The organism is Chelatococcus sp. XZ-Ab1 (assembly GCF_029309855.1).
GTDB classification, from domain to species: Bacteria; Pseudomonadota; Alphaproteobacteria; order Rhizobiales; family Beijerinckiaceae; genus Chelatococcus_A; species Chelatococcus_A sambhunathii.
This window is the reverse complement of sequence record NZ_JARKII010000002.1, coordinates 166,457-189,719: the sequence shown is the minus strand read 5'-3', so window position 1 is coordinate 189,719 and position 23,263 is coordinate 166,457. Positions and strand designations below refer to the sequence as shown.

23 protein-coding genes are annotated in these 23,263 nt (G+C 67.9%); 13 read left to right on the top strand and 10 right to left on the bottom strand.

The features are described 5' to 3' along the window. The first annotated feature begins 22 nt into the window (after nt 1–22). The 6 genes from adh (at nt 23) to P2T65_RS04285 (ending at nt 6,175) form a co-directional block, all read left to right on the top strand. Entirely contained in the window at nt 23–1,540 is a 1,518-nt protein-coding gene (gene adh / locus P2T65_RS04310) for an aldehyde dehydrogenase (RefSeq protein ID WP_063188436.1), read from the top strand. 58 nt (nt 1,541–1,598) lie between these two features. Then, on the top strand, nt 1,599–1,970 hold the full coding sequence (locus P2T65_RS04305; protein WP_055458821.1) for a DUF779 domain-containing protein: 372 nt from the start codon (nt 1,599–1,601) through the stop codon (nt 1,968–1,970). Nucleotides 1,971–2,033: 63 nt separating this feature from the next. Next, complete coding sequence (locus P2T65_RS04300) at nt 2,034–2,324, top strand: MBL fold metallo-hydrolase (RefSeq protein WP_276199275.1); 291 nt, start codon at nt 2,034–2,036, stop codon at nt 2,322–2,324. Nucleotides 2,325–2,953: 629 nt separating this feature from the next. Beyond that, nucleotides 2,954–4,054 carry a carboxynorspermidine decarboxylase gene (nspC, locus tag P2T65_RS04295; RefSeq protein ID WP_276199274.1) on the top strand — a complete coding sequence of 367 codons (1,101 nt, stop codon included), beginning with the start codon at nt 2,954–2,956 and terminating at the stop codon, nt 4,052–4,054. A 34-nt stretch (nt 4,055–4,088) separates the two neighbouring features. Next, nucleotides 4,089–5,384, top strand: a complete 1,296-nt coding sequence (locus P2T65_RS04290; protein WP_276199273.1) for a saccharopine dehydrogenase family protein — start codon at nt 4,089–4,091, stop codon at nt 5,382–5,384. Nucleotides 5,385–5,545: 161 nt separating this feature from the next. Then, nucleotides 5,546–6,175 carry a trimeric intracellular cation channel family protein gene (locus tag P2T65_RS04285; protein WP_055458824.1) on the top strand — a complete coding sequence of 210 codons (630 nt, stop codon included), beginning with the start codon at nt 5,546–5,548 and terminating at the stop codon, nt 6,173–6,175. A gap of 22 nt (nt 6,176–6,197) precedes the next feature. On the opposite strand, the gene P2T65_RS04280 is transcribed toward P2T65_RS04285, so the two are convergent. From P2T65_RS04280 to P2T65_RS04265, 4 genes are read right to left on the bottom strand one after another with little or no spacing between them, the layout of a single operon-like run. Further along, nucleotides 6,198–7,016: a carbohydrate ABC transporter permease gene (locus P2T65_RS04280; RefSeq protein ID WP_276199272.1), complete on the bottom strand. Its 819-nt coding sequence runs from the start codon at nt 7,014–7,016 to the stop codon at nt 6,198–6,200. Next, complete coding sequence (locus P2T65_RS04275; protein WP_055458826.1) at nt 7,013–7,888, bottom strand: sugar ABC transporter permease; 876 nt, start codon at nt 7,886–7,888, stop codon at nt 7,013–7,015. The genes P2T65_RS04280 and P2T65_RS04275 overlap by 4 nt, the downstream gene beginning before the upstream one ends. Before the next feature lie 55 nt (nt 7,889–7,943). After that, complete coding sequence (locus P2T65_RS04270) at nt 7,944–9,233, bottom strand: ABC transporter substrate-binding protein (RefSeq protein ID WP_071924588.1); 1,290 nt, start codon at nt 9,231–9,233, stop codon at nt 7,944–7,946. After that, nucleotides 9,230–10,297 (bottom strand): ABC transporter ATP-binding protein, encoded by a 1,068-nt coding sequence (locus P2T65_RS04265; RefSeq protein WP_055458828.1) that lies wholly within the window; start codon nt 10,295–10,297, stop codon nt 9,230–9,232. Before P2T65_RS04265 ends, P2T65_RS04270 begins: the two co-directional genes overlap by 4 nt. A gap of 305 nt (nt 10,298–10,602) precedes the next feature. On the opposite strand from P2T65_RS04265, the gene P2T65_RS04260 reads away from it, so the two are divergent. Genes P2T65_RS04260 through arsB form a run of 4 tightly spaced genes read left to right on the top strand, consistent with a single transcriptional unit; the run spans nt 10,603 to nt 12,997 of the window. Next, complete coding sequence (locus P2T65_RS04260; protein WP_055458829.1) at nt 10,603–10,974, top strand: metalloregulator ArsR/SmtB family transcription factor; 372 nt, start codon at nt 10,603–10,605, stop codon at nt 10,972–10,974. Nucleotides 10,975–10,976: 2 nt separating this feature from the next. Then, entirely contained in the window at nt 10,977–11,504 is a 528-nt protein-coding gene (locus tag P2T65_RS04255; protein WP_055458830.1) for an arsenate reductase ArsC, read from the top strand. A gap of 8 nt (nt 11,505–11,512) precedes the next feature. After that, nucleotides 11,513–11,938 carry an arsenate reductase (glutaredoxin) gene (gene arsC / locus P2T65_RS04250; protein WP_055458831.1) on the top strand — a complete coding sequence of 142 codons (426 nt, stop codon included), beginning with the start codon at nt 11,513–11,515 and terminating at the stop codon, nt 11,936–11,938. Between the two features lie 9 nt (nt 11,939–11,947). Continuing rightward, nucleotides 11,948–12,997 (top strand): ACR3 family arsenite efflux transporter, encoded by a 1,050-nt coding sequence (gene arsB / locus P2T65_RS04245; RefSeq protein ID WP_055458832.1) that lies wholly within the window; start codon nt 11,948–11,950, stop codon nt 12,995–12,997. Nucleotides 12,998–13,082: 85 nt separating this feature from the next. On the opposite strand, the gene P2T65_RS21140 is transcribed toward arsB, so the two are convergent. Next, nucleotides 13,083–13,274: a hypothetical protein gene (locus tag P2T65_RS21140; protein ID WP_346348314.1), complete on the bottom strand. Its 192-nt coding sequence runs from the start codon at nt 13,272–13,274 to the stop codon at nt 13,083–13,085. 87 nt (nt 13,275–13,361) lie between these two features. Here P2T65_RS21140 and P2T65_RS04235 point away from each other — a divergent pair, with 87 nt between their 5' ends. Both P2T65_RS04235 and P2T65_RS04230 read left to right on the top strand, forming a co-directional pair. Beyond that, nucleotides 13,362–14,129 (top strand): sulfite exporter TauE/SafE family protein, encoded by a 768-nt coding sequence (locus P2T65_RS04235; protein WP_276199271.1) that lies wholly within the window; start codon nt 13,362–13,364, stop codon nt 14,127–14,129. After that, the gene (locus P2T65_RS04230) at nt 14,129–15,616 is read left to right on the top strand and encodes an NAD-dependent succinate-semialdehyde dehydrogenase (RefSeq protein WP_055458835.1); all 1,488 of its coding nucleotides are present in this window, start codon (nt 14,129–14,131) and stop codon (nt 15,614–15,616) included. Before P2T65_RS04235 ends, P2T65_RS04230 begins: the two co-directional genes overlap by 1 nt. A gap of 82 nt (nt 15,617–15,698) precedes the next feature. Here the strand turns inward: P2T65_RS04230 and P2T65_RS04225 are convergent, their stop codons facing one another. The 5 genes from P2T65_RS04225 to P2T65_RS04205 form a co-directional block, all read right to left on the bottom strand. After that, nucleotides 15,699–16,844, bottom strand: coding sequence for an alpha-hydroxy acid oxidase (locus P2T65_RS04225; RefSeq protein WP_276199270.1), 1,146 nt, complete (start codon nt 16,842–16,844; stop codon nt 15,699–15,701). Nucleotides 16,845–17,021: 177 nt separating this feature from the next. Further along, nucleotides 17,022–17,813 carry a sugar phosphate isomerase/epimerase gene (locus P2T65_RS04220; RefSeq protein WP_276199269.1) on the bottom strand — a complete coding sequence of 264 codons (792 nt, stop codon included), beginning with the start codon at nt 17,811–17,813 and terminating at the stop codon, nt 17,022–17,024. Beyond that, nucleotides 17,810–18,817, bottom strand: coding sequence for a hydroxyacid dehydrogenase (locus tag P2T65_RS04215; RefSeq protein WP_276199268.1), 1,008 nt, complete (start codon nt 18,815–18,817; stop codon nt 17,810–17,812). Before P2T65_RS04215 ends, P2T65_RS04220 begins: the two co-directional genes overlap by 4 nt. Continuing rightward, nucleotides 18,814–20,679: a DUF2264 domain-containing protein gene (locus P2T65_RS04210; RefSeq protein ID WP_276199267.1), complete on the bottom strand. Its 1,866-nt coding sequence runs from the start codon at nt 20,677–20,679 to the stop codon at nt 18,814–18,816. Before P2T65_RS04210 ends, P2T65_RS04215 begins: the two co-directional genes overlap by 4 nt. Nucleotides 20,680–20,765: 86 nt before the next feature. Then, on the bottom strand, nt 20,766–21,803 hold the full coding sequence (locus P2T65_RS04205; RefSeq protein WP_276199266.1) for a LacI family DNA-binding transcriptional regulator: 1,038 nt from the start codon (nt 21,801–21,803) through the stop codon (nt 20,766–20,768). A gap of 144 nt (nt 21,804–21,947) precedes the next feature. Here P2T65_RS04205 and P2T65_RS04200 point away from each other — a divergent pair, with 144 nt between their 5' ends. Next, entirely contained in the window at nt 21,948–23,249 is a 1,302-nt protein-coding gene (locus tag P2T65_RS04200; RefSeq protein ID WP_276199398.1) for an extracellular solute-binding protein, read from the top strand. Nucleotides 23,250–23,263: the final 14 nt, after the last annotated feature.

Here is a 23,263-nt window from a genome sequence, read left to right as displayed (position 1 = left end):
CAGAGCCTTGGGAGGAAAGAGAATGAACAAGGTCGATGTCTCGCGCACCGCGCGCTCGCCGTTCGCCGCCCGCTACGGCAATTTCATCAACGGCACCTGGGTCGAACCGAAGGCCGGCCGCTATTTCCAGAACACCTCGCCGGTGAACGGGCAGCCGCTCTGCGACATCGCCCGCTCGGACGCGGCGGATATCGAGGCCGCGCTCGACGCCGCCCATGCCGCCAAGGGCGCCTGGGGGCGCACCAGCGCTGCCGAGCGCGCCGCCGTCCTCAATGCCATCGCGCAGCGCATGGAGGATAACCTCGACTTCCTCGCGCGGGCGGAGACCTGGGACAACGGCAAGCCGATCCGCGAGACGACGGCGGCGGACATTCCGCTCGCCATCGACCATTTCCGGTATTTCGCCGGCGTCGTCCGCGCCCAGGAGGGCTCGATCGGCGAGATCGACCATGACACGGTCGCCTATCACTTCCACGAGCCCCTCGGCGTCGTCGGCCAGATCATCCCGTGGAACTTCCCCATCCTGATGGCGGCGTGGAAGCTCGCGCCGGCGCTCGCGGCCGGCAATTGCGTGGTGCTGAAGCCGGCCGAGCAGACGCCGGCCTCCATCCTCGTCTGGGCCGAACTCGTCGGCGACCTCCTGCCGCCGGGCGTGCTCAACATCGTCAACGGCTTCGGCCTCGAGGCCGGCAAGCCGCTCGCCTCGAGCCCGCGCATCGCCAAGATCGCCTTCACCGGCGAGACGACGACCGGCCGGCTCATCATGCAATATGCCAGCCAGAACCTCATCCCCGTCACGCTCGAGCTCGGCGGCAAGTCGCCGAACATCTTCTTCAAGGACGTGCTCGCCGAGGACGACGACTTCCTCGACAAGGCGGTCGAGGGCTTCGTCATGTTCGCGCTCAACCAGGGCGAGGTCTGCACCTGCCCGAGCCGCGCGCTGGTGCACGAGGCGATCTACGACCGCTTCATGGAGCGGGCGCTCGCGCGCGTCGCGGCGATCGTGCAGGGCGACCCGCTCGACCCGGCGACGATGATCGGCGCGCAGGCCTCGGGCGAGCAGCTCGAGAAGATCCTGTCCTATATCGACATCGGCCGGCAGGAGGGCGCTGAGGTGCTGGCGGGCGGGGAGCGCAACGTGCTGCCCGGCGACCTCGCCGGCGGCTATTACGTCAAGCCCACGGTCTTCCGCGGCCACAACCGCATGCGCATCTTCCAGGAGGAGATCTTCGGCCCGGTCGTCTCCGTCACCACCTTCCGGGACGACGAGGAGGCGCTGTCGATCGCCAACGACACGCTCTACGGCCTCGGCGCCGGCATCTGGACGCGCGACATGAACCGTGCCTATCGCTTCGGCCGCAGCATCGAGGCCGGGCGCGTGTGGACCAACTGCTACCACGCCTATCCGGCCCACGCCGCCTTCGGTGGCTACAAGCAGTCCGGCATCGGGCGCGAGACGCACAAGATGATGCTCGATCATTACCAGCAGACCAAGAACATGCTGGTGAGCTACAGCCCGAAGAAGCTCGGCTTCTTCTGATACCGACAGGGAAGGGCGGGTCCGACCCGCCCTTCCGCAGCGATGCAGGGTGCTACCCATGGACATGGCGGAGGAAAAGGGCACGTCGCGCGTCACGGCGACGGCCGCGGCGCTTGCCTTCATCGCGGAACTCGTGGCCGAGCACGGTCCGGTCCTCTTCCACCAGTCCGGCGGCTGCTGCGACGGCTCCTCACCCATGTGCTACCGGCGGGACGAGTTCATGCTCGGGGACGGCGATGTCCTCCTCGGGCACATCGGCGGGGCGCCGTTCTATATCGGCGCGGCCCAGTACGAGGCCTGGAAGCACACCGCGCTCATCATCGACGTCGTGCCGGGGAGGGGCGGCATGTTCTCGCTCGACAACGGGCGCGAGCGCCGCTTCCTGGTCCGCTCGCGGGTCTGCGCCCTGCCGCAGGCCGTGCAGCGCTGAATCAGACCGCCCGAAGGCGCCACGCTCTACAACAACACCAGCCCCGAGCGGGTGGAGGAGGTCTTGGCGGCCGCCTTCCTGCGCTCGCCCGTCGATCTCTCGGTCAACGCCATCCTCGTCAACACCGGCGAGCGGCTCGTTCTCGTCGATGCCGGGACGGGCACCCTGCTGGGCCCGACGCCCGGGCGGCTGCCCTCGGCGCTGATGGCCTCCGACTATTCGCCCGAACGGGTCGACGACGTCGTCCTCACCCATGTCCATACGGACCATTCGGGTGGCCTCGTCGTCGATGAGGGCAGGTCTTCCCCAATGCCACCGTCCACGCCCACCGCCGCGACATCGACTACTGGCTGAGCGAGGCCAATCGCGTCGCGGCGCCGGCGAACAAGAAGGAGCTCTTCGAGGGCGCCGTCGCCTCGCTGGAGCCCTACCGCAAGGCGGGCCGTCTCGTCCCCTTCGACGACAACGCCGAGCGCCATCGGGTCGTTCCGGCATGGCCGGAAGGCCCCCACTGTTGCATTCGCGCCGTCGATGCGATAAGGCCGGATACGCTTTTGCAGGTTTCATCTGCTGGTTGGGGAGGACGCCATGTCTCACGACGCCCTCTTCCAATTGGGGATGGGCTCAGTCGGACTGGATGCCACCCAAACGGAAGAACCTTTTGGGGCGCGCGCCATGAGGGTGCACGCGACGGCGCTGTGCGCCACGGATCGGGGCATCTGTCCTGATGCGGCCCTCTGGGCCGCCATGTCGCGGGCTGCACGAACAGCGGACAGAAAGACACGTGAGCGGGGCAACAGCGCCAAAGCGCTTTTCCCGGCGACGGGTCTTGCGGCCTGCCGGGCATAGCCGCTCCCTCCAACATCGCTGCGCGCACCGGCCCGATGGCCTGCGGCCGCCGGATGTCCGTGCGGCGGAGGGCATTCAGCGGGGCGGCCGCGGAGCCGCAGCGCACCAACCATCAAACCGACGGGCAACACATCTTGAAGCTGCAGACGCCCTATTACCTCATCGACAAGGGCGCGCTCATGCGCAACCTGCGCGTGATCGAGCGCGTGCGCGAACATTCGGGGGCGAAGGCGCTGCTGGCGCTCAAGTGCTTCGCCACCTGGTCCGTCTTCGACCTCATGCGCGAGTACATGGACGGCACCACCTCCTCCTCGCTCTTCGAGGTCCGGCTCGGGCGCGAGACTTTCGGCGGCGAGACGCACGCCTACAGCGTGGCCTTCGCCGATCACGAGATCGACGCCGTCGTGGCGAATGCCGACAAGATCATCTTCAACTCGATCGGCCAGCTAGAGCGCTTCGCCGATCGCGCCGGCGCGCTGGCGCGCGGGCTGCGCCTCAACCCCGGCGTCAGTTCGTCGGACTTCGACCTCGCCGACCCCGCCCGCCCGTTCAGCCGGCTGGGGGAATGGGACCCCGAGAAGATCGCACCCGTCGTCGACGAGCTAGACGGCTTCATGATCCACAACAACTGCGAGAACGCGGATTTCGGCCTTTTCGACCGGATGCTCGGGCAGATCGAGAACAGGTTCGGGGCCTTTCTCTCCAAGGTCGATTGGGTCAGCCTCGGCGGCGGCATCCATTTCACGGGCGAGGGGTACCCGCTCGAATTGTTCTGCGAACGGTTGAAGGCCTTCTCGCAGCGCTTCGGCGTCCAGGTCTATCTGGAACCGGGCGAGGCGGCGGTGACGAGGAGCACCACGCTCGAGGTGACGGTGCTCGACACGCTCCACAACGGCAAGGACCTTGCCATCGTCGACAGCTCGACGGAGGCGCACATGCTCGACCTGCTGATCTATCGGCAGAGCGCCAAGGTCAGCCCCGACAAGGGCCCGCACCGCTATATGGTCTGCGGCAAGTCGTGCCTCGCCGGCGACATCTTCGGTGAGTTTTCCTTCGAGGCTCCGCTGAAGCCGGGCGACCGCATCTCCATCAACGATGCGGCCGGCTACACGATGGTCAAGAAGAACTGGTTCAACGGCGTCCACATGCCGTCCATCGTCGTGCGTGAACTCGACGGCAGCCTTCGTGTCGCGCGCGAATTTTCCTTCGAAGACTACAAGTCGAGCCTGTCCTGAGGCTCATGCGGAACGAAAGGAGATCCGAGCCCAAATGAAGAAGAACGTTCTGATCATCGGTGCCGGTGGCGTGGGCCAGGTCGTGGCCCACAAATGCGCGCAGCATAACGACGTCCTCGGCGATATCCATATCGCTTCGCGGACTTTCGCCAAGTGCGAGGCGATCATCCAGTCCGTCCACGAGAAGAAGAGCCTGAAGACGGCCGGCAAGCTCGTCGCCCATGCGCTCGACGCCCTTAACGTGGAGAAGACGGCAGAGCTCATCCGGGCCACGAACAGTCAGATCGTCATCAACGTGGGCTCGGCCTTCCTCAACATGTCGATCCTCACCGCGTGTATCCGCACCGGTGCGGCCTATATCGACACGGCGATCCACGAGGATCCGCTGAAGATCTGCGAGACCCCGCCGTGGTACGGCAACTACGAGTGGAAGCGGCGCGAGGAATGCGCCAAAGCCGGCGTGACGGCCGTGCTCGGCGCCGGCTTCGACCCGGGCGTCGTCAACGCCTATGCGGCGCTCGCGCGCGATGAGCATTTCGACCGCATCGACTCGATCGACATCATCGACGTGAATGCCGGCGACCACGGTCGCTACTTCGCCACCAACTTCGATCCCGAGATCAACTTCCGCGAGTTCACGGGGCAGGTGTGGTCGTGGCAGAAGGGTAAGTGGACGTCGAACAAGATGTTCGAGGTCCGCAAGGACTGGGACCTGCCGGTGGTCGGCACACGCACGACCTACATGACCGGCCACGACGAGATCCACTCGCTCTCGCAAAACCTCGGCGTGCCGGACATCCGCTTCTGGATGGGCTTCGGCGAGCGCTACATCACCGTCTTCACCGTGCTGAAGAACCTCGGCCTTCTTTCGGAGCAGCCGATCCGCACGGCCGAGGGGCAGGAGGTCGTTCCGCTCAAGGTGGTGAAGGCCGTGCTCCCGGATCCCTCGTCGCTGGCCCCGGACTACACGGGCAAGACCTGCATCGGCGACCTCGTCAAGGGCGTCAAGGACGGCAAGCCGCGCGAGGTCTTCATCTACAACGTCTCGGACCATGCGGAGGCCTACGGCGAGGTCGGCAGCCAGGCGATCTCCTACACGGCGGGCGTGCCCCCGGTCGCGGCCGCGCTCCTCATCGCCGAGGGGACCTGGGACGTCGGCCGCATGGCCAATGTGGAGGAACTGCCGCCGCAACCCTTCCTCGGCCTTCTCGGGCGGATGGGCCTGCCGAGCCGCATCAAGGACGAGGCCGGCGACCGGCCGCTGACCTTCGATGCCGACGGCGGCGGCGTGGCGGCCAAGGTGGCCGTGCGGAGGGCGGCAGCCGGCTGACACGCATGGGCTTTTCGTCGGGCGGCGAGGCCGTCATGTCCCCGTCGCCCCGCGAAGCCGCAGGTTCGGCTTGGGTTTGCCCCTGTGCTGAAAGCTTTTGTTGGCTTTTCGCGCGTACAGTTGCGCTGACCGACGGAGCCCCCTCACGCCGCGCGCCGAGCATGCAATCCGAGCAGATCCTCAACGTCCTTTACATCGTGGCGATCGTTGCGGAGGCGATGACGGCGGCCCTTGCCGCCGGCCGGCGTTCCATGGATTGGCTGGGCGTCGCGATGCTCGGAGCCATCACCGCGCTTGGCGGCGGATCGGTACGGGACGTGCTGCTCGGCCGCCATCCGCTCACCTGGATCGAGCATCCCTCCTATCTCCTCGTCACGGCTGGGGCGGCGCTCGCCACGGTCTTCATCGCCCGCTACATGCATCACCTGCGCCACCTCTTCCTCTTCCTCGATGCGGTCGGCCTCGTCGTCTTCACGGTGATCGGCTGCAACATCGCGCTCGCGCTCGGCATGCCCTACGTCATCGTCATTGCCTCGGGCATGATCTCGGGCTGTGTCGGCGGCGTGCTGCGCGACATCCTGTGCACCGAGGTGCCGCTTCTGTTTCGCGCCGAACTCTATGCGACGGTTTCGATCCTGGCAGGCGCCCTTTACATCGGGGGCCAATATGCCGGCCTGCCGCATGCCCTCGCCATGGGAATCGCGATGCTCACGGGCCTTGCGCTGCGTCTGCTTGCGCTGCGCTATGGCTGGAGCATGCCGAAATTCGTCTATACCGAGAAGCTGCACTGATGCCGACGGCGGTGATGGCGGTTCAGCGGATGCCGGCGCGCAGGAAGGACTGCACGAAGGCGCGCTGGAAGATGAGGAAGGCGACGAGGAGCGGCGCGGCCGTCATCAGCGTGGCGGCCGAGATGATCGACCAGTCGATGCCCTGGTCGGTGGAGGAGAACACCGCGAGCCCCACAGTCAGCGGGCGTGTCTCGACCGAATTGGTGACGATGAGCGGCCACAGGAAGTTGTTCCAGTGGTGGCTCACCGAGACGAGGCCATAGGCGACGAAGACGGGTCGCGCCAGCGGTACGTAGACTCGCCAGAGCACGCCGAGGGTGGAGCAGCCCTCGACGATCGCCGCTTCCTCCAGTTCCTTCGGTACGGTCATGAAGGTCTGGCGCAGGAGGAAGATGCCGAAGGCCGAGGCCATGTAGGGCAGCGCCACCGCGCCGATGGTGTCGACGAGGCCGAGGCCGAACATCGTGCGGTAATTCTCGACGATGAGGATGTCCGGCATCACCATGAGCTGCATCAGCACCAGCGCGAACAGCACCGACTTGCCGGGAAAGGTATAGCGCGCGAAGGCATAGGCCGCGAGCGTGCAGACGAGGAACTGCCCGGCGAGGATCATGGTGACGATCGCCGCCGTGTTGAGGAGATAGCGGCCGAAGGGCGCGGCCTCCCAGGCCGCGACGAAGTTCGCGAGCGTCAGTGGCGCCAGGAGATCGAAGCGCGTGGCATAGGCCGCAGGGTGGAAGGCGGTCCACACCGCATAGGCGAGCGGCAGGATCCAGAGGAGGCCGAGAAGCCAGGCGCCGACAGTCTCGATCGCGCCGGCAGAGCGGTCGGCGATGCTCATCGATAGTGGATCCGTCGCTCGAGGAAGAGGAACTGCACGGCGGCCAGCACGGCGAGGATGGCAAGAAGCACGGTCGTCAGCGTCGCCGCATAGGCCGAATCCCAGAAGCGGAAACCGATCTCGTAGATGTAGTAGAGCAGCAGCGCCGTGGCATTGTCTGGCCCGCCGCGGGTCATGACCACGATGTGGTCGACGAGGCGGAAGGCGCCGATGACCGCATTGACCAGCACGAACAGGGTCGTCGGCATCAGGAGCGGAAGCGTCACGCGCCGGAAGAAGGTGAAGCGGCTCGCCCCCTCGATGGCCGCGGCCTCGCGCAGGTCGTGCGGGATCGTCTGCAGGGCGGCGAGGTAGAAGATCATGAAGAAACCCGCCTCCTTCCACACCGCAACCGCGATCACGGCATTGAGGGCGGTGTCGCGCGAGCCGAGCCAGTTCGTCTGCGCCACGCCGAAGAGGCCGAGGACCTGGTCGAGCAGGCCGTAGCCGGGCGTGTAGAAGAAGAGCCAGATATTCGCGACCGCGATCATCGGCAGCACGGTGGGCGTGAAATAGGCCATCCTGAGCGCCGCCCGGCCGGGCAGGCGGGCATCGACGGCGAGCGCCATGACGAGCGCGAGGATGACCGAGAGCGGAATGGTGAGGGCCGCGTACCAGACGTTGTTCGCCATCGCCTGCCAGAAGACGGGATCGTCGAGAAGATGACGATAGTTGTCGAGGCCGATGAAGACCTCCGGCCGGTTGCCGCGCGGCGTCGTGTAGAGCGCGCCGATGAAGGTGCGCACCGCCGGCACGTGCGTGAAAGCCGCCAGCAGCACGACGGCGGGCAAGAGCAGCAGCGAGGCGTGGATCGAGGCGCGCAGACGACTCACGGGCGGGTCCGGAAAGGGCCCGCGCGGGTGAGGAAACCGCGCGGGCGAGGTCGGGTCACTGGAAGGGGCGCAGGACGCGGTCGGCCTCGGCCTGGGCGTCCTTCATGGCCTGGCCCGGCTCCTTGGCGCCGGTCAGCGCCGCTTGCAGGCCGTCGTTGAGGGCCTTGGTGACGCGCTGGTTGTCGTGGGTCGACAGTTCCGCCACCGCGACGTCGAGCTGGTCGCGGGCGACCGCCGCAGCCGGGAACTCGGCGACATATTTCTTCATCGCCTCGGTCTCCCAGGCGGCGGGCGTGACGGCGACATAGCCGGTGGCGATCGACCAGGCGGCCGCCTGCTCCGGCGCCGTCGCCCACTTGATGAAGGCGAGGGCGGCCTTGCGCTGCTCGGGCGAGGCGTTCTTGAAGACATAGAAGTTGCCGCCGCCGGTGGGCGAGCCACCGCGCACCTTGGCCGGCAGCATGGCGACGCCGAAGGGGAAGGGTGCGTTGTTGCGCACGTTGGTCAGGTTGCCGGTGGTCGTCCACATCATCGCGACCTTGCCCTCGAAGAAATCCTTCGGGGTGGTGCCCCACTCGACGATGCCTTGCGGATGCACCTTGTACTTCTTCGAAAGGTCGACCCAGAACTGCAGCGCCTCGACGACGCGCGGGTCGTCATAGGTCACCTTCGTGCCGGCCTCGTTGGCGAGGATGACGTCGTTCTGCGTCGTCAGGGCCTGGAACAGCCAGTAAGGGAAGCCCGACGACGGGATCTGCACGCCCCAGCGGGTCACGTTGCCGGAGGTGTCGCGCTTCGTCAGCTTCTCGGCGGCCGCGACCATCTCGTCCCAGGTCTTCGGCGCCACATCCGGATCGAGCCCGGCCTCCTTGAAGGCATCCTTGTTCCAGTACTGCACGATGGTGGAGCGCTGGAAGGGGATGCCCCAGGTCTTGCCGCCGGTACGGCTGTTGAGCATGAAGCCCGGGTAGAAGCCGTCGAGCCAGGCCTTGTCGGCGTCGGACACCAGCTCCTCGAAGGGGACGATCGCGTCCTCGTCGATCAGCGTGAACATGTCCGTCGAGAGGATGACGGCGAATTCCGGCGCATTGCCGCCCTTGAGCGCGGTGACGACCTTGGTGATCGTGTCCTGGTAGCTGCCGGAATAGATCGGGTTGACCTTGATGTCCGGATTCGCGGCCGAGAAATCGGCGACCATCTTGTCGATGATCTTGGTGATGGGGCCGCCAACCGCGACCGGATAGTACATGTTGACCGTGGTCTCGGCCGAGGCCGGCGCCACGGCGAGCGCGAGCGACGCGGCAAGCGCTGCCGCCCCGCAGCGGACCTGCGTGAAGAACTTCATGCCCCTTCTCCCCGTTCGGGTGCGTTGCAGCCGTTGCCGTTCGCCTCGACGCGCCGGCCGCTGCCCGCGTCGAAGAAATGGAGATCGCCCGCCGCGCAGCTGACGCCGACGACCTCGCCGATCCGATGGCGCGCATGCCCGTCGGTGCGGGCAATGAGCTTCGCCCCGGCGGCGTCGAGGGTCAGCAACGTATCGGCGCCGAGATATTCGATGGCCTCGATCGAAGCCGCGAGCCCGCGCCCGGGGGCGCCGACCCGCAGCCGCTCCGGCCGGACGCCGATGCTGCCGCCAGCGGCGGCAGGGACACCGGGCAGGAGGCCGGCACCGATGGCGGCGGGCAGCAGGTTCATCGGCGGCGTGCCGAGGAAGCGGGCGGCAAAGCCGCTCGCCGGGCAATCGTAGAGCTCGGCGGGCGTGCCCTGCTGCTCGATGCGCCCCTCGCGCATCAGCACGACCCGGTCGGACATCGTCATGGCCTCGACTTGATCGTGCGTGACATAGATCATCGTCATGCCGAGCCGCCGCTGCAGGCTGCGGATCTCGGCGCGCATCTCCTGGCGCAGCTGGGCGTCGAGGTTCGACAGCGGCTCGTCCATGAGGCAGACGGCGGCATCGGCGACGATGGCGCGGCCGAGGGCGACGCGCTGGCGCTGGCCGCCGGAGAGCGCGGCGGGCTTGCGGTCGAGAAGCTGCGTGAGGCCGAGCGTCTGCGCCGCCCGCTTCAACCGCTCGTCGCGCTCGGCGCGCGGCACGCGCCGCACCTTCAATCCGAACAGGATGTTCTCGGCTACCGAGAGATGCGGAAACAGCGCGTAGGACTGGAACACCATGGCGATGCCGCGCTCGGCGGGCGAGCGGCGCGTGACGTCGCGCCCGCCGATGGCGATGGCGCCCGCGCTCGGCTGCTCGAGCCCCGCGATGAGGCGCAGCGTCGTCGACTTGCCGCAGCCGGAGGGACCGAGCAGGACCGTGAATTCACCCGACGCGCAGGTAAAGCTGATGCCGTCGACCGCCGGCGAGCCGCTCCATACCTTCGTCAGATTGTCGACGACGATCTCTGCCATGTCCCGCAACGCTGTTTGCCCATCCTGACCAGTCATGAAACGTTATCGGGCAGTGATCGGCGTTTCGATTGTTTCTGTTATGACACAGGGTGTGAATTGAGCAACCAGCGCTCGGGTATCCGGCAAGCGGCGTAGCGAAGGCGGGTGACGCTTCGATGAAAGATCGGCGACAGTTCCGTGACGCTCCACCGGTCCTTGTGGATGTCCGGGCGGCCTGCATGTCGGCGGCGTTGGTTGCGTGTCCTACGACCGGAACGGCGCCATGAGCCGTTGCATCATGTCCATATGTCGGGTAGTCTCGACATATGGAAAATGAACAGGCTCTTCTCGCCTTTGCGGCCTTCGCCCAGCCCACCCGTTTCGAGGTGTTCCGCCTGCTCGTCGAGAGCGAGCCGGACGGGCTCGCGGCAGGCGAGATCGCACGGCGCCTCGCCGTGCCGCACAACACGATGTCCTCCCACCTCGGCATCCTCGCGCGGGCCGGTCTCGTCAGCGCCGCGCGCCGCAGCCGTTCCATCGTCTACCGGGCGGAACTCGACACGGTGCGCGCGCTGACGGCCTTCCTGCTCAAGGACTGCTGCGGCGGACGTCCCGAGATCTGCGCGCCGCTCGTCGCCGAGCTTGCGCCCTGCTGCCCTCCTGCCCGAGCGAACGTCCAAGCCACCCACGAGGCCTGATCATGGCTGACCCGATCTACAACGTGCTCTTTCTGTGCACCGGCAATTCCGCCCGCTCCATCCTGGCCGAGAGCATCCTCGCCAAGGACGGGGCAGGGCGGTTCCGCGCCTTCTCCGCCGGCAGCCGGCCCAAGGGCGTCATCCATCCGCTGGCGCTCAAGGTGCTCGAAGGTTACGGCTATCCCACCGCGGGGCTGCGCTCGAAGAGTTGGGAGGAATTTGCCGGGAGTGACGCGCCGGTGATGGACTTCGTCTTCACCGTCTGCGACAGCGCGGCTGGCGAGGCCTGCCCGCTGTGGCCGGGCCAGCCGATGACGGCCCATTGGGGAATCGAGGACCCCGCCGCCGTCGAGGGAACCGACATCCAACGGGAGGCTGCCTTCGTCGCCGCCTTCCGCTACATGAAGAACCGCATCTCCGTGTTCACGGCGCTGCCTGTGCGGAGCCTCGGCCATATCGCGCTAGGCTCCCGGCTCGCCGAGATCGGACAGCTCGAAGGGGCGACGAAGCCGCGCCCGAGCGCGGCATGAGGACCGTCATGGACGTCATCATCTATCACAATCCCGCCTGCGGCACCTCGCGCAACGCCTTGGCGATGATCCGCAATGCGGGCGTCGAGCCGCATGTGATCGAATATCTGAAGACGCCGCCGACGCGAGCCATGCTGCAGTGGCTGATTGCGCGCATGGGTATCCCGGCGCGCGCCCTGCTGCGCGAGAAGGGTACACCCTATGCCGAACTAGGCCTCGCAAACCCGGCGCTGAGCGACGATCAGCTCCTCGACGCCATGCTCGCCCATCCGATCCTCATCAACCGGCCCATCGTGGTGAGCCCGAAGGGCGTGCGCCTGTGCCGCCCGTCGGAGGAGGTGCTCGACCTCCTGCCGCCGCAGCGCGGCGAATTCGTCAAGGAAGACGGCGAGCGCGTCATCGACGAGCACGGCCGCCGCGTCGCGACGGCCTGAGGAATTCCCATGTCCACCTTCGAACGCTATCTGACCCTGTGGGTCTTCCTGTGCATCGTCGCGGGCGTCGCGCTCGGCTCGCTGGCGCCTTCCGTGTTCCACGCCATCGCCGGGCTCGAGGTGGCGCGCGTCAACCTGCCGGTCGCCGTTCTCATCTGGCTCATGATCGTGCCGATGCTGGTGAAGATCGACTTCGCCGCTCTGCGCGAGGTTGGCCGGCACTGGCGCGGCATCTCCGTGACGCTCTTCGTCAACTGGGCCGTCAAGCCGTTCTCGATGGCGCTGCTCGGCTGGCTTTTCATCGGTTACCTGTTCCGGCCCTATCTGCCTGCCGACCAGATCGACAGCTATATCGCCGGCCTTATCCTGCTCGCGGCGGCGCCGTGCACGGCCATGGTCTTCGTGTGGTCGAACTTGACGAAGGGCGAGCCGCACTTCACCCTGTCGCAGGTGGCGCTCAACGACGCCATCATGATCGTTGCCTTCGCACCGATCGTTGGCCTGCTGCTCGGCCTGTCCGCGATCACCGTGCCGTGGGACACGCTCATCCTGTCCGTGGCGCTCTACATCGTCGTGCCGGTCATCGCCGCGCAGGTCATCCGCGCCCGGCTTCTCAAGTCGGGCGGCGAGGCGGCGCTGGCGCGCTTCCTCGGCGTCCTGCAGCCGCTCTCGCTCGTCGCGCTGCTCGCGACGCTGGTGCTGCTCTTCGCCTTCCAGGGCGAGCAGATTCTGGCGCAGCCGCTCGTCATCGCGCTCCTTGCGGTGCCGATCCTGATCCAGGTCTATTTCAACTCCGGCCTCGCCTACCTCCTCAACCGCTTGAGCGGCGAGGCCCATTGCGTCGCCGGACCCTCGGCGCTCATCGGCGCGTCCAATTTCTTCGAGCTCGCGGTCGCCGCCGCCATCAGCCTGTTCGGCTTCAACTCCGGCGCGGCGCTCGCCACCGTCGTCGGCGTGCTCATCGAGGTGCCGGTGATGCTGTCCGTCGTCTGGATCGTGAACCGCTCGCAGGGATGGTACGAGGCGCGGGGCGCGCGGGTCTCCGAGGCACCGCGTTGAGCGGCGGGGCAACCGTGCATGTCTTCCCCGGCGCTTCCGTCCCCCGGTGATGCGCAGCCACGAGGGGAATCGCCCGCGCGACAATCTATAGATTGATCAGGACGGCGAAGTACTGGCACATTCCGCGCGCATCACGCGAATCCGTGCCCGCCTCGTGCTCCACCTGAAGTCCCTCGTGAACGAAGCCTCCATCCGCGGCCGGCCCGCGCAGCGCCCGCTCTTCCGCCACTTCGAGGACGATCCGCGCGCCGATGCCGCGCAGGATGCCTGTTTGCATGGGCCGGACGTCATCGTCGCGCCGGTCGTCCGCCGTGCCGGTTCGGCCTTCGCGAAGCTCTTCGCCTGTACGAGGACCCTCTGAGGCATGTCGCCGGGCGAACTCATCGGTTTTCTGGCGCTCGCGTTCGCCGCCGCCTATGCCCAGACGTTGACCGGCTTCGCCTTCGGCCTCATCACCATGGGCGGCGTCGGCCTCACCGGCCTCCTGTCCCTGCCCGATGCGGCGATGATCGTCAGCGTGCTGACGCTCGTCAACGCAACGCAGATGCTGCTGAAGGGCTGGCGCGATGTCGCCTGGCGCGAGTTCGCCTTCGTCATGGCCGCGAGCGTGCCGCTGCTCTTTGCCGGCTACTGGCTGCTCGAATGGCTCGCCGACGCCCGGGCCGACATGCTGCGCCTCGCGCTCGGTGCGGTCATCATCGCCTCCAGCCTGCAGCTGGCCATGCGGCCGGCGCCGCTCGCGCAGAAGTCCGGCGGCGCCTCCTTCCTCTTCTTCGGCGGTATCGCGGGCCTCATGGGCGGCATGTTCTCGACGGCCGGGCCGCCGCTCGTCTATCACTTCTACCGCCAGCCGCTGGCCCTCGCGACGATCCGCGAGACGCTCGTCGGCGTCTTCGCGCTCAATGCCGTGTTCCGCATCGGCCTCGTCGCCTTTTCCGGCAACCTGCCCGGGCCCTCGACGCTGACCGGCCTCTTCGCCATCCCGGCCGTGATGGCGGCGACCTTCGCCGCGCGCCGCTGGCCGCCGCCGATCGCTCCGCAGGTGATGCGGCGCATCGTCTTCGTCCTCCTCTTCCTGTCGGGGGTGTCGCTCGGCGTCCCCGCCGTCCTGCGCCTCCTGGGAGTGCATTGATGACCGTACACGACAAGACAGCCGGCCGCCGCGTGCTCGACCTCAGGGACCCGTCGCTGCTGACGGGCAAGGCCTATGTCGGTGGCGAGTGGATCGAAGCGCCGGACGGCCGGACCATTCCCGTCACCGATCCCGTCGACGGCGCGCTCATCATGGAGGTGCCGGACCTCGGGCCCGAGACCGCCCGCCGTGCCATCGATGCGGCTGAGGCGGCGCAGAAGGCATGGGCGAAGCGCCCGGTGAAGGAGCGCAGCCAGATCCTGCGACGCTGGTACGAGCTCATCCTCGCCAATGTCGACGACCTCGCGCTGATCCTGACGACGGAGCAGGGCAAGCCGCTCGCCGAGGCCAGGGGCGAGATCGTCTCCAATGCCGCCTATCTCGAATGGTTCGCCGAGGAGGCGAAACGTATTGACGGCGACGTCATTCCCGGCGCGCGTCCTGACCAGCGCATCGTCGTGCTCAAGCAGCCTGTCGGCGTCTGCGCGGCCATTACGCCCTGGAACTTCCCCAACGGCATGATCACCCGCAAGGTTGGCCCGGCGCTGGCGGCCGGCTGTACCATGGTGCTCAAGCCGGCGGCGCAGACGCCCTTGTCCGCCTTCGCGCTTGCCGTGCTCGCCGAACGGGCGGGCGTCCCGAAGGGGGCCTTCTCGGTCATCACCGGTGAGGCGCGGCCCATCGGCGAGGAGTTTTGCCGCAATCCGAAGGTCGCCAAGATCACCTTCACCGGCTCGACCGGTGTCGGCCGCTGGCTGATGCGCGAAGCCGGCGACGGCATCAAGCGCCTGTCGCTGGAGCTTGGCGGCAATGCGCCCTTCATCGTCTTCGACGATGCGGATCTCGATGCCGCCGTCGAAGGCGCGATCATCTCCAAATACCGTAACGCCGGTCAGACCTGCGTATGCGCCAACCGCATCTACGTGCAGGAGACTGTGGTCGAGGCCTTCACCGAGAAGCTCGTGGCCAAGGCCCGCGCGCTCAAGCTCGGCCGCGGCACCGAGGACGGCGTCGCCATGGGTCCGCTGATCGACGAACGCGCCGTCGCCAAGATGGAGGAGCACGTGGCGGACGCCCTCGCCAAAGGCGGCCGGCTCGTCCTCGGCGGCCAGCGTTCCGACCTTGGCGGCACCTTCTTCGAACCGACGGTGATGACCGGCATTACCCAGGAGATGAGGGTCGCGAAGGAGGAGACCTTCGCCCCGCTCGCGCCGATCATCGCCTTCCGCGATGAGGAGGAGGTGATTGCGATGGCAAACGATACCGAATTCGGCCTTGCCTCCTATTTCTACGCCAGGGACATGGCGCGCGTCTGGCGCGTGGCCGAGGCGCTGGAAAGCGGCATGGTCGGCGTCAACACTGGCCTCCTCGCCAACGAGATGGCGCCCTTCGGCGGCGTCAAGCAGTCCGGCATGGGGCGCGAGGGCTCCAAGTACGGCATCGAGGGCTTCCTGGAGCTGAAATACGTCTGTCTCGGCGGCCTGTGAGGCAGCGCGTCCACGCTTCTCCTCTGTCAGAAGGTCGTTGTCATGACGACATGGACAGCAGGACGATGGTGCCGGGCGAAGGTCAGCGGAAGCGCAGGTTCTGCCGGGTGAGTTCGCCCACCGAGGCGCAGCCCATCAGCTTCATGTCGCGTTCGATCTCGTTGCGCATCAGCTCGAGGGCGCGCTCGACGCCCACCTGTCCGGCGGCGGCGAGGGGGAAGAGGTAGTAGCGGCCGAGCCCGACCGCCTTGGCGCCCAGCGAGAGTGCCTTGAGCACATGGGTGCCGCGCTGCACGCCGCCGTCCATCATGACGTCGATGCGGTCGCCGACCGCATCGACGACCTCGGCGAGCTGGTCGAAGGCGGTGCGCGAGCCGTCGAGCTGGCGCCCGCCGTGGTTGGAGAGGACGATCCCGGTGCAGCCGATCTCGACGGCGCGCCGCGCATCCTCGACCGACATGACGCCCTTGAGGCAGAACGGCCCGCCCCATTCGCGCACCATCCCCGCGACGTCGTCCCACGACATGGAGGGGTCGAGCATCTCCGTGAAGTAGCGGCTGATCGACATTACGCCGCTACCCATGTCCACATGGCTCTCGAGCTGCGGGAGTCGGAAGGGCTCGTGGAGGAAATGATTGAGGGCCCAGGCCGGCTTGATGGCGAATTGGGCGATGCCGGAGGAATTGAGCCGGAAGGGGATGGCAAAGCCCGTGCGTTTGTCGCGCTCGCGGTTGCCGCCGGTGATGCTGTCCACGGTCAGCATCATCACCTCGATACCCGCCTCCTTGGCGCGGGTCATCATCTCGCGGTTGAGGCCACGGTCCTTGTGGAAGTAGAATTGGTAGACCTGCGGTCCGCCGCTGATGCGGCGCGCCTCCTCGAGGCTGACAGTGCCAAGCGAGGAGACGCCGAACATCGTGCCGAAGCGCGCGGCGGCGGCCGCCACCGCACGCTCGCCCTGATGGTGGAAGAGCCGCTGCAGCGCCGTCGGCGAGCAATAGACCGGCATCGCCAGCCGCTGCCCCATGACCGTCACTGACATGTCGACGTCACCCACGCCGCGCAGGACATTGGGCACGAGATCGCAACGGTCGAAGGCCTCCGTATTGCGGCGATAGGTGACTTCGTCGTCGGCGGCACCGTCGATGTAGTTGAAGATCGGCCCCGGCAGCCGCTGCCGCGCCATGCGGCGGAAATCATGGAAGTTGTGGCAGTCTCTGAGACGCATCTGTGCCCCTGTCGCTGGACAGTGACCGCCAGTAGCATATCGGTGGCGCGAGTCCATGCGCTGCCGCAACGATTGCTTCGGAAAGCTGGCGAGGGCGATGCGGCGGACGGGCTGGCCGGTGTCGCCGCGCCCGTTTCCGCGCGCAGATCATCGCGGCGGGCTGATACCGGCGATGGTTCAGGCGCTCGCCGGCGCCCGGCGGTCGAGGAGCCGGCGAAGGGTCGCGGCATCGGCAAGGAACGCCTCCGGCGCATCGTCCCGCACGAATTCCAGCATGGCGTAGCGCACTCCCTCGAAGCGGCTTTTCGGCAACGCCGCGAAGACGGCCGACCACCACGTCGCGCGGTCGGCGAGCGCATAGCGCCGGCGCGCGCCGTCCCATGCGAAGACATGGACATGGGAGACACGCGGGCCGATGCGGGCGATCTCCTCGCGGGCTTCGTCGAGTGGCAGGCCCGGGCGCGGCTGCCAGTAGAGATGGACATTATCGTGCGCGATCTCGTCCATCAGGCTTGCGGCGGAGCCCGTCTCGTCGGTGAGCGAATTCGGGTGGTACTCGAGCGAGACGGAGATGCCGGCCCCGCCCGCCAGCTCTCCCATGGCGTGGATGAGGTCGGCCGCCTCGCTGCGCTCCTTGGTGTCATAAGCGGCGGAGGGGCGCTCGCGCCGGCCCGGCCAGATCCGCACGTTGCTCGAGCCCAGTGCGTGACATGTGTCGAGGACGCGGCGGAAGTCTTCGAGGCCGTGGTCCGGCGGGTAGAGATAGGAGCCGTAGGAGGCGGGCAGGAGGCCCGCTTCCTCGGTGATGCGGCGCACGTGCCGCGCCATGGCGACATCGCCGGCGGGCACGTGCACGTCGCCGCCCCATTCGATGGCGGCGAGTCCCGCCTGCTGGGCGAGCGCCACGATCTCCCCCGGCGGCAGCTGCCGGAAGGTGACGGAGCAGAGGGCCGGCGCGAGCCCGATCATGCGAGCCGCTCGAGCAGGGCCGGATGGACCTCGTAGAGCAGCGGCTCGCCGGCGCGGAAACGGGCGATCTCGTCCACCGCCATCTCGCCGAGCCGGGTGCGCTCGGTGCCGACGGCGCCGGCGATATGCGGCGTCAGGAACACGTTCGGCAGGTCGTAGAGCGGCGACGTGGGCGGCAGCACCTCCGGCTCCGTCACGTCGATGATGGCGCTGATGCGGCCGGTGCGCAGCTCGGCGATCAGCGCCTCCTCGTCGACGATGATGCCGCGCGCCGTGTTGATGAGGGTCGCGCCGTCGCTCAGGCGTGCCAGCATCGGCCCCGAGATCATGTGCCGCGTCGCGGGCAGGGCCGGCGCGTGCAGCGAGACGACGTCGGAACGCGCCATCAGTTGCTCGAGGGGCACGGCTTCGACGCCGAGAAGCGCGGCTTCCGCCGCATCGACATGCGGGTCGTAGAGCAGCATGGTGAAGCCGAAGGGCTGCAACAGGGCGACGACCCGCCGGCCGATGCGCGAGGCGCCGACGATGCCGACCGTCTTGCGGTAATTGCCGATCGGCTGGCCCTTGAGCGCATCGATGCGCCCGCGGTGGCGATCCTCGCGGTAGAGCCGGTGGAAGCGGAAGACCTGCTTGGCCGCGAAGAGGATCGCCGCCAGCGTGAACTCGGCCACCGGCACCGCATTGGCCTCCGCCGCATGGGTGACGCGGATGCCGGCGGCATAGACCTCCTTGCCGATGAAATGCTTCACCGTCCCCGCCGCATGGGCGACGAGCCGGAGGTGCGGAGCGAGGCCGAGCACCGCCGCATCGATGGTCGGGCACCCCCAGCCCGTCACGAGGATCTCGGTGGCGGCCAGGACGGAACGGGCGCGCGCGTCGTCGAAGCGCTCCAGCGGCACGGGATCGACGATGCGCCCGAGTGTTGCGAGGCGTGCCAGGAGATCCGGCGGCAGCACATGGCCGGTGCGGGCCGGATCCATGGCGAAGGCGATGCCGGGCTTCATCGCGGCGCCTCCTCGATCATGATCGCGCTCACCCGCTCGCCCTTGGTGGCGAATAATCGCTCCACGGTCGGCAGGTCCGGCGCCGGGGGCGGGTTCGCCCACGCCGCCCGCACTGCCGCGAGGTCCGGGCTCGCGAGCGCCGCCGTGACGAGAAGGCTCTCGCCCGCGGGAACAGTGGCCCGCAGCTGCGGCACCGTGGTCTTGGCGACGATGAGGTTGGTGTTCGGCGCGACCTTGCTGGCGATGCCGCGCCGCGTCACCGTGGAGCCGAGGTCGGCGATGCCGCTGAAGTCCGTGGCGCTCGTGACGCAGGCTCGGCCGTCCGCCTCCTCGGTCCTGTCCGCGGCGCCGTCGGCCCGGGCGATGGCAAAGCCGCCTTCGGCGGTCAGGAGCGGCCGCGGCGTCACGATCCGGTGGAGGCGTATGTGCCACAGGCCCGCCGGCACGAGCCACGTATCGACCAGGACGTCGGGAAAGGGCCGCCAGCGCGCGAAGAGGCTGTCCCCGGCGATTTGCGCCTCCTCGTTGCCCTCGCGCATGCGGAAGTGCAGGCCGTCGTCGCTGAAGGCGAGCATGCCGTCGAGCGCGGCGAGGCCGAAGTTGCGCTCGTCGCTTTCGACACTGAAGCCGTAGCGGCTCGAATAGACGAACTTGGCGTATTTCTCGGAGCCGAAGCGCATGGCGAGGTTCTCCTGCCCGCAGGAGAGCGCCACCACATTGCCGGGGCTCTGCGTCATCACCATGCCCGGATGCCGGAGAGGGACCGGCTCCGACGCCGGCTCGGCCGGCTCTTCCCGGGCCTGCCAGAAGGGGTGGCTCTCGGGCAGCGCCAGCGGCAGGAAGGCCTTGAAGGCCCAATAGGGCGAGCCGGCGGAATTGTAGTTCTCCGACATGAGGAGATTGGGATAGCCGTAGCCGACGGAGAGCACCCCGTCGCGATGCGCGATGGGCTTGTCCGCCCACCAGCGCAGGTGCCTGAGGTAATGGCCCTTCACCACGCCCCAGGGCAGCGCCTCCTCGTCGGCGAAGGCGAGCGCCCCCCAGAAGCCGGCCATGGCGTAGCGATAGGTGAGGCTGCGGCCGAAGGCGAGGGCGCCGCCCGCATCATCGAACCAATGGCGGATGTCCTGCGCGAACAGCCGCGCCCGCTCGCGGAAACGCGCGGCGCGCGGATCGCCCGGCGCGGCGAGCGCCGCATAGATGAGGCCGTAGAAATGCATGGCGAAGGGAATGTAGTGGTCGATACGGCGCACATTGCCGTCGCGATACCAGCCGTCGCCGAGATACCAGCCGTCGATCTCGTCGAGATAGGCCTCCGTCAGGCTCTCGTCGAAGGCGACGCCGACGTGCTTCAGCCCCATGTCGACGAGGACGCGGAAGAAGCGCCAGTTGTTGTCGGCATAGTCGTGGCGGCGGGCCTCGAGGAGATAGTTCGCGACATTTTTGCGCGCGCGGGCGTCGAGCGGCTCCCAGAAGATGTCGGGGCAGAGGCGCAGCGCCAGCCCGATCACCGCGAGCTCGACGAGCCGCTGGTCGCGCGGGCCGGCCCGGCCGATGAAGCCGGGATGCTCAGGATCGAGCCCGTTCGCGAGGCCGTCGCGGTACATGGCCCAGTGGGCGAAGGGCTCGCCGCCTTTCGCGAGCGGCAGGAGCCCCCAGAGCGGCCGGGCGAAGCCCTCGAAATCGGCCGCGGCACGGTCGAAATGCGCCGCCGCGGCGTCGAGGCGCACGCGCGCGCCGCCGCCCGGGTCGAAATAGGGCAGCAGCGGCGCGAAGCTGTCGTCGAGCGCCTTGACGACATCGGCGCGGGTCCGCAGCGGGTTGCCGGCGAAGGGGTTGCTGCGCGAGGGATCGATGGGCATCGGGGGCTCGCCTTGTCTGGGCGGATCGCTGGTGGTGGGCGCTGATCTCATGGGCTCTGACGCGGCCCGGCCGGGCGGTCGCTTCCTTACGATCCGGGCGGGGCGACGCTGCCGCCGGCCTGCGGCCGGACCGCGAGCAGCACCTGCCGCGCCGGCTCGTGCGGGGAGGCGAGGCGCGCCTGCATCAGCGCCAGGGCCTCGCGGCCAAGCTTTTCGCGCGGCACGTCCATGGTGGCGAGCCGCGGGCTCGCCATGGCCGCGCAGGGCAGGCCGTCGAAGCCCATGAAGGAGATGTCGTCGGGCACCCGGCGGCCGGCGCGCTGGGCCGCCTCCATGGCTCCGACGGCGATGAGGTCGTTGAGGCACAGCACGGCCGTGACGTCCGTTCCCTCCGCGATGAGGGTCTTCATCGTGTTGATGCCCTCCTGCAGCCCGGTCTCGCCCTGCTTCAGCTCCACGACCGTGCCGCGCGCGCCGGGCGTCGCCGCGATGGCCGCCTCGAAGCCGCGGATGCGCTCGCGCAGGGTCGGCCGGACGCTGCGCGTCAGATAGGCGAGGCGCCGGTGGCCAGCCGCGAGCAGGATCTCGGTCGCCTGCCGCGCCCCGTAGAAGTTCGACGGCGAGACGCAATCGAACGTGAGGCCTGGATCGGCGCCATTGACGAGGACGACGGGGATCCCCGCTTCGCGCAGCCAGCGGCCGGTCGCCTCCGGCGCGTCGACGCCGACGAGGAAGAGCCCGCCCGCCCCCTCCTCGGCGAGGTGGCGTTCGAGCTCCTCCCGCGTGATCGCGTCGGCATAGGTGAGGCGCACCGCGAGCGGCATGCCGGCGTCCTCGGCTGCCTCGCGCAGGCCCCTGAGCACGCCGTCGTAGAAGGAGCTGAGGTCGGCCGTCGCCTGCACAGCATGCACCAGGGCGACGAGCTGATGACCGGGGCCGGAGGCCTGCCGGCGCGCGAGATAGCCGATCTCTCCCGCCACCTCGAGCACGTGGCGACGCACGCTGTCGCTGATGCCCGGCTCGTTGGCGAGCACCCGCGAGACCGTGCTGATGGAAACGCCGGCCCGTTCGGCGATGTCCGCCTGGCGGGGGCGTCTTCCTGATATGGATGCGGCGTCGGTCATGGGTTCATGTTTGCGTGAGTTAATGCAGATTTGCAATACAAGAAAACATTTGCGCTCATTTTCCTGTTTGCATATCCTTCTGCAAAATTGCGGACCGGCGAGCCTTGTCTGGTGTCCGGCCGTCATAACCCGGAGGAGGAAATGATGCGCTTGGATCGGCGGAGCCTTCTGAAATCGTCCCTCGCCGCGGGTGCCGCGACCGCGCTGCCGGCGCTCGCCGGCGGCTCCGCGCAGGCGCAGCAGACGGTCCGGCTGCGCGCGACGTGGTGGGGCTCGCAGGACCGGGCCCAGCGCACGCTCGCCGTGGCCGAGCTCTTCTCGAAGACCCATCCGGGCATCTCGGTCATCGGCGAGCCCGTCGGCGGCGACGCCTACTGGCCGAAGCTCGCGACCCAGATGGCCGGCCGCAACATTCCGGACGTGTTCCAGCTCGAGCCCAACACGCTGCCCGACTATTCGGGGCGCGGCGCCTGCCTTGATCTCACGAAATTCCTGCCCAAGCCCCTCGACATCGAGGGCTTCGGCCAGCGCATGGTCGATCTCGGGCGTGTCTACGACAATCTCTACGGCGTCGCGCTCGGCCTCAATTCCTTCTCGATGTTCTACGACACGGCGATGTTCGAGAAGGCGGGCCTGCCGGCGCCGACGCCGGACACGACCTGGGACGACTATGCCCGGCTCGTGACGGAGCTGAACAAGGCCGTCGGCCGCCCGGGCGAATACTGGGCCTCGCCGGATGGCAGCCGCTATCACTACGTCTTCCAGGTCTGGCTCGGCCAGCGCGGCAAGACGACCTTCTCGGAGGATGGCGGCATCGGCTTTACCGTCGACGACATCAAGGAGTTCTATACCTACTGGCAGGGTCTGCGCGACAAGAAGGTCATCGTGCCGGCGGATGTCGCCTCCGTCGACGACAATTCCATCCAGAACAACTGCCTCGCGCTCGGCAAGTCGGCCATCGGCTTCACCTATTCCAACCAGCTCGTCGGCTACCAGTTGCTGATCAAGAACAAGCTCGGCATCGCCATGGTGCCGCAGGCGGGCAAGGGGGCGCCGTCCGGCCACTTCTATCGCCCAGCGCTCATCTGGAGCATCGGTGCGAGCTGCAAGCACCCCGAGGCGGCGGCGGAGTTCATCAGCTTCTTCGTCAACGACATCGAGGCGGGCAAGATCCTCGGCGTCGAGCGTGGCGTGCCCATGTCGCCGAAGGTGCGCGAGACGATCCTGCCCAATCTCAACCCGACCGAGCAGGCGACGGTCGCCTATGTCAACATGCTCGAGGACCGGGTGATGGACTATCCGCCTCCCGCGCCGATCGGCGCCAACGAATACGACCGCAACGTCTTCCGCCCGGTTGCCGACCAGCTCGCCTATGGCAAGCTGACCGTCGCCGAGGCGGCCGAGAAGCTTGTGGAGGACGCGAAGGCGGTGCTGCGCAAGCGCTGACCCGAACAGCCGCG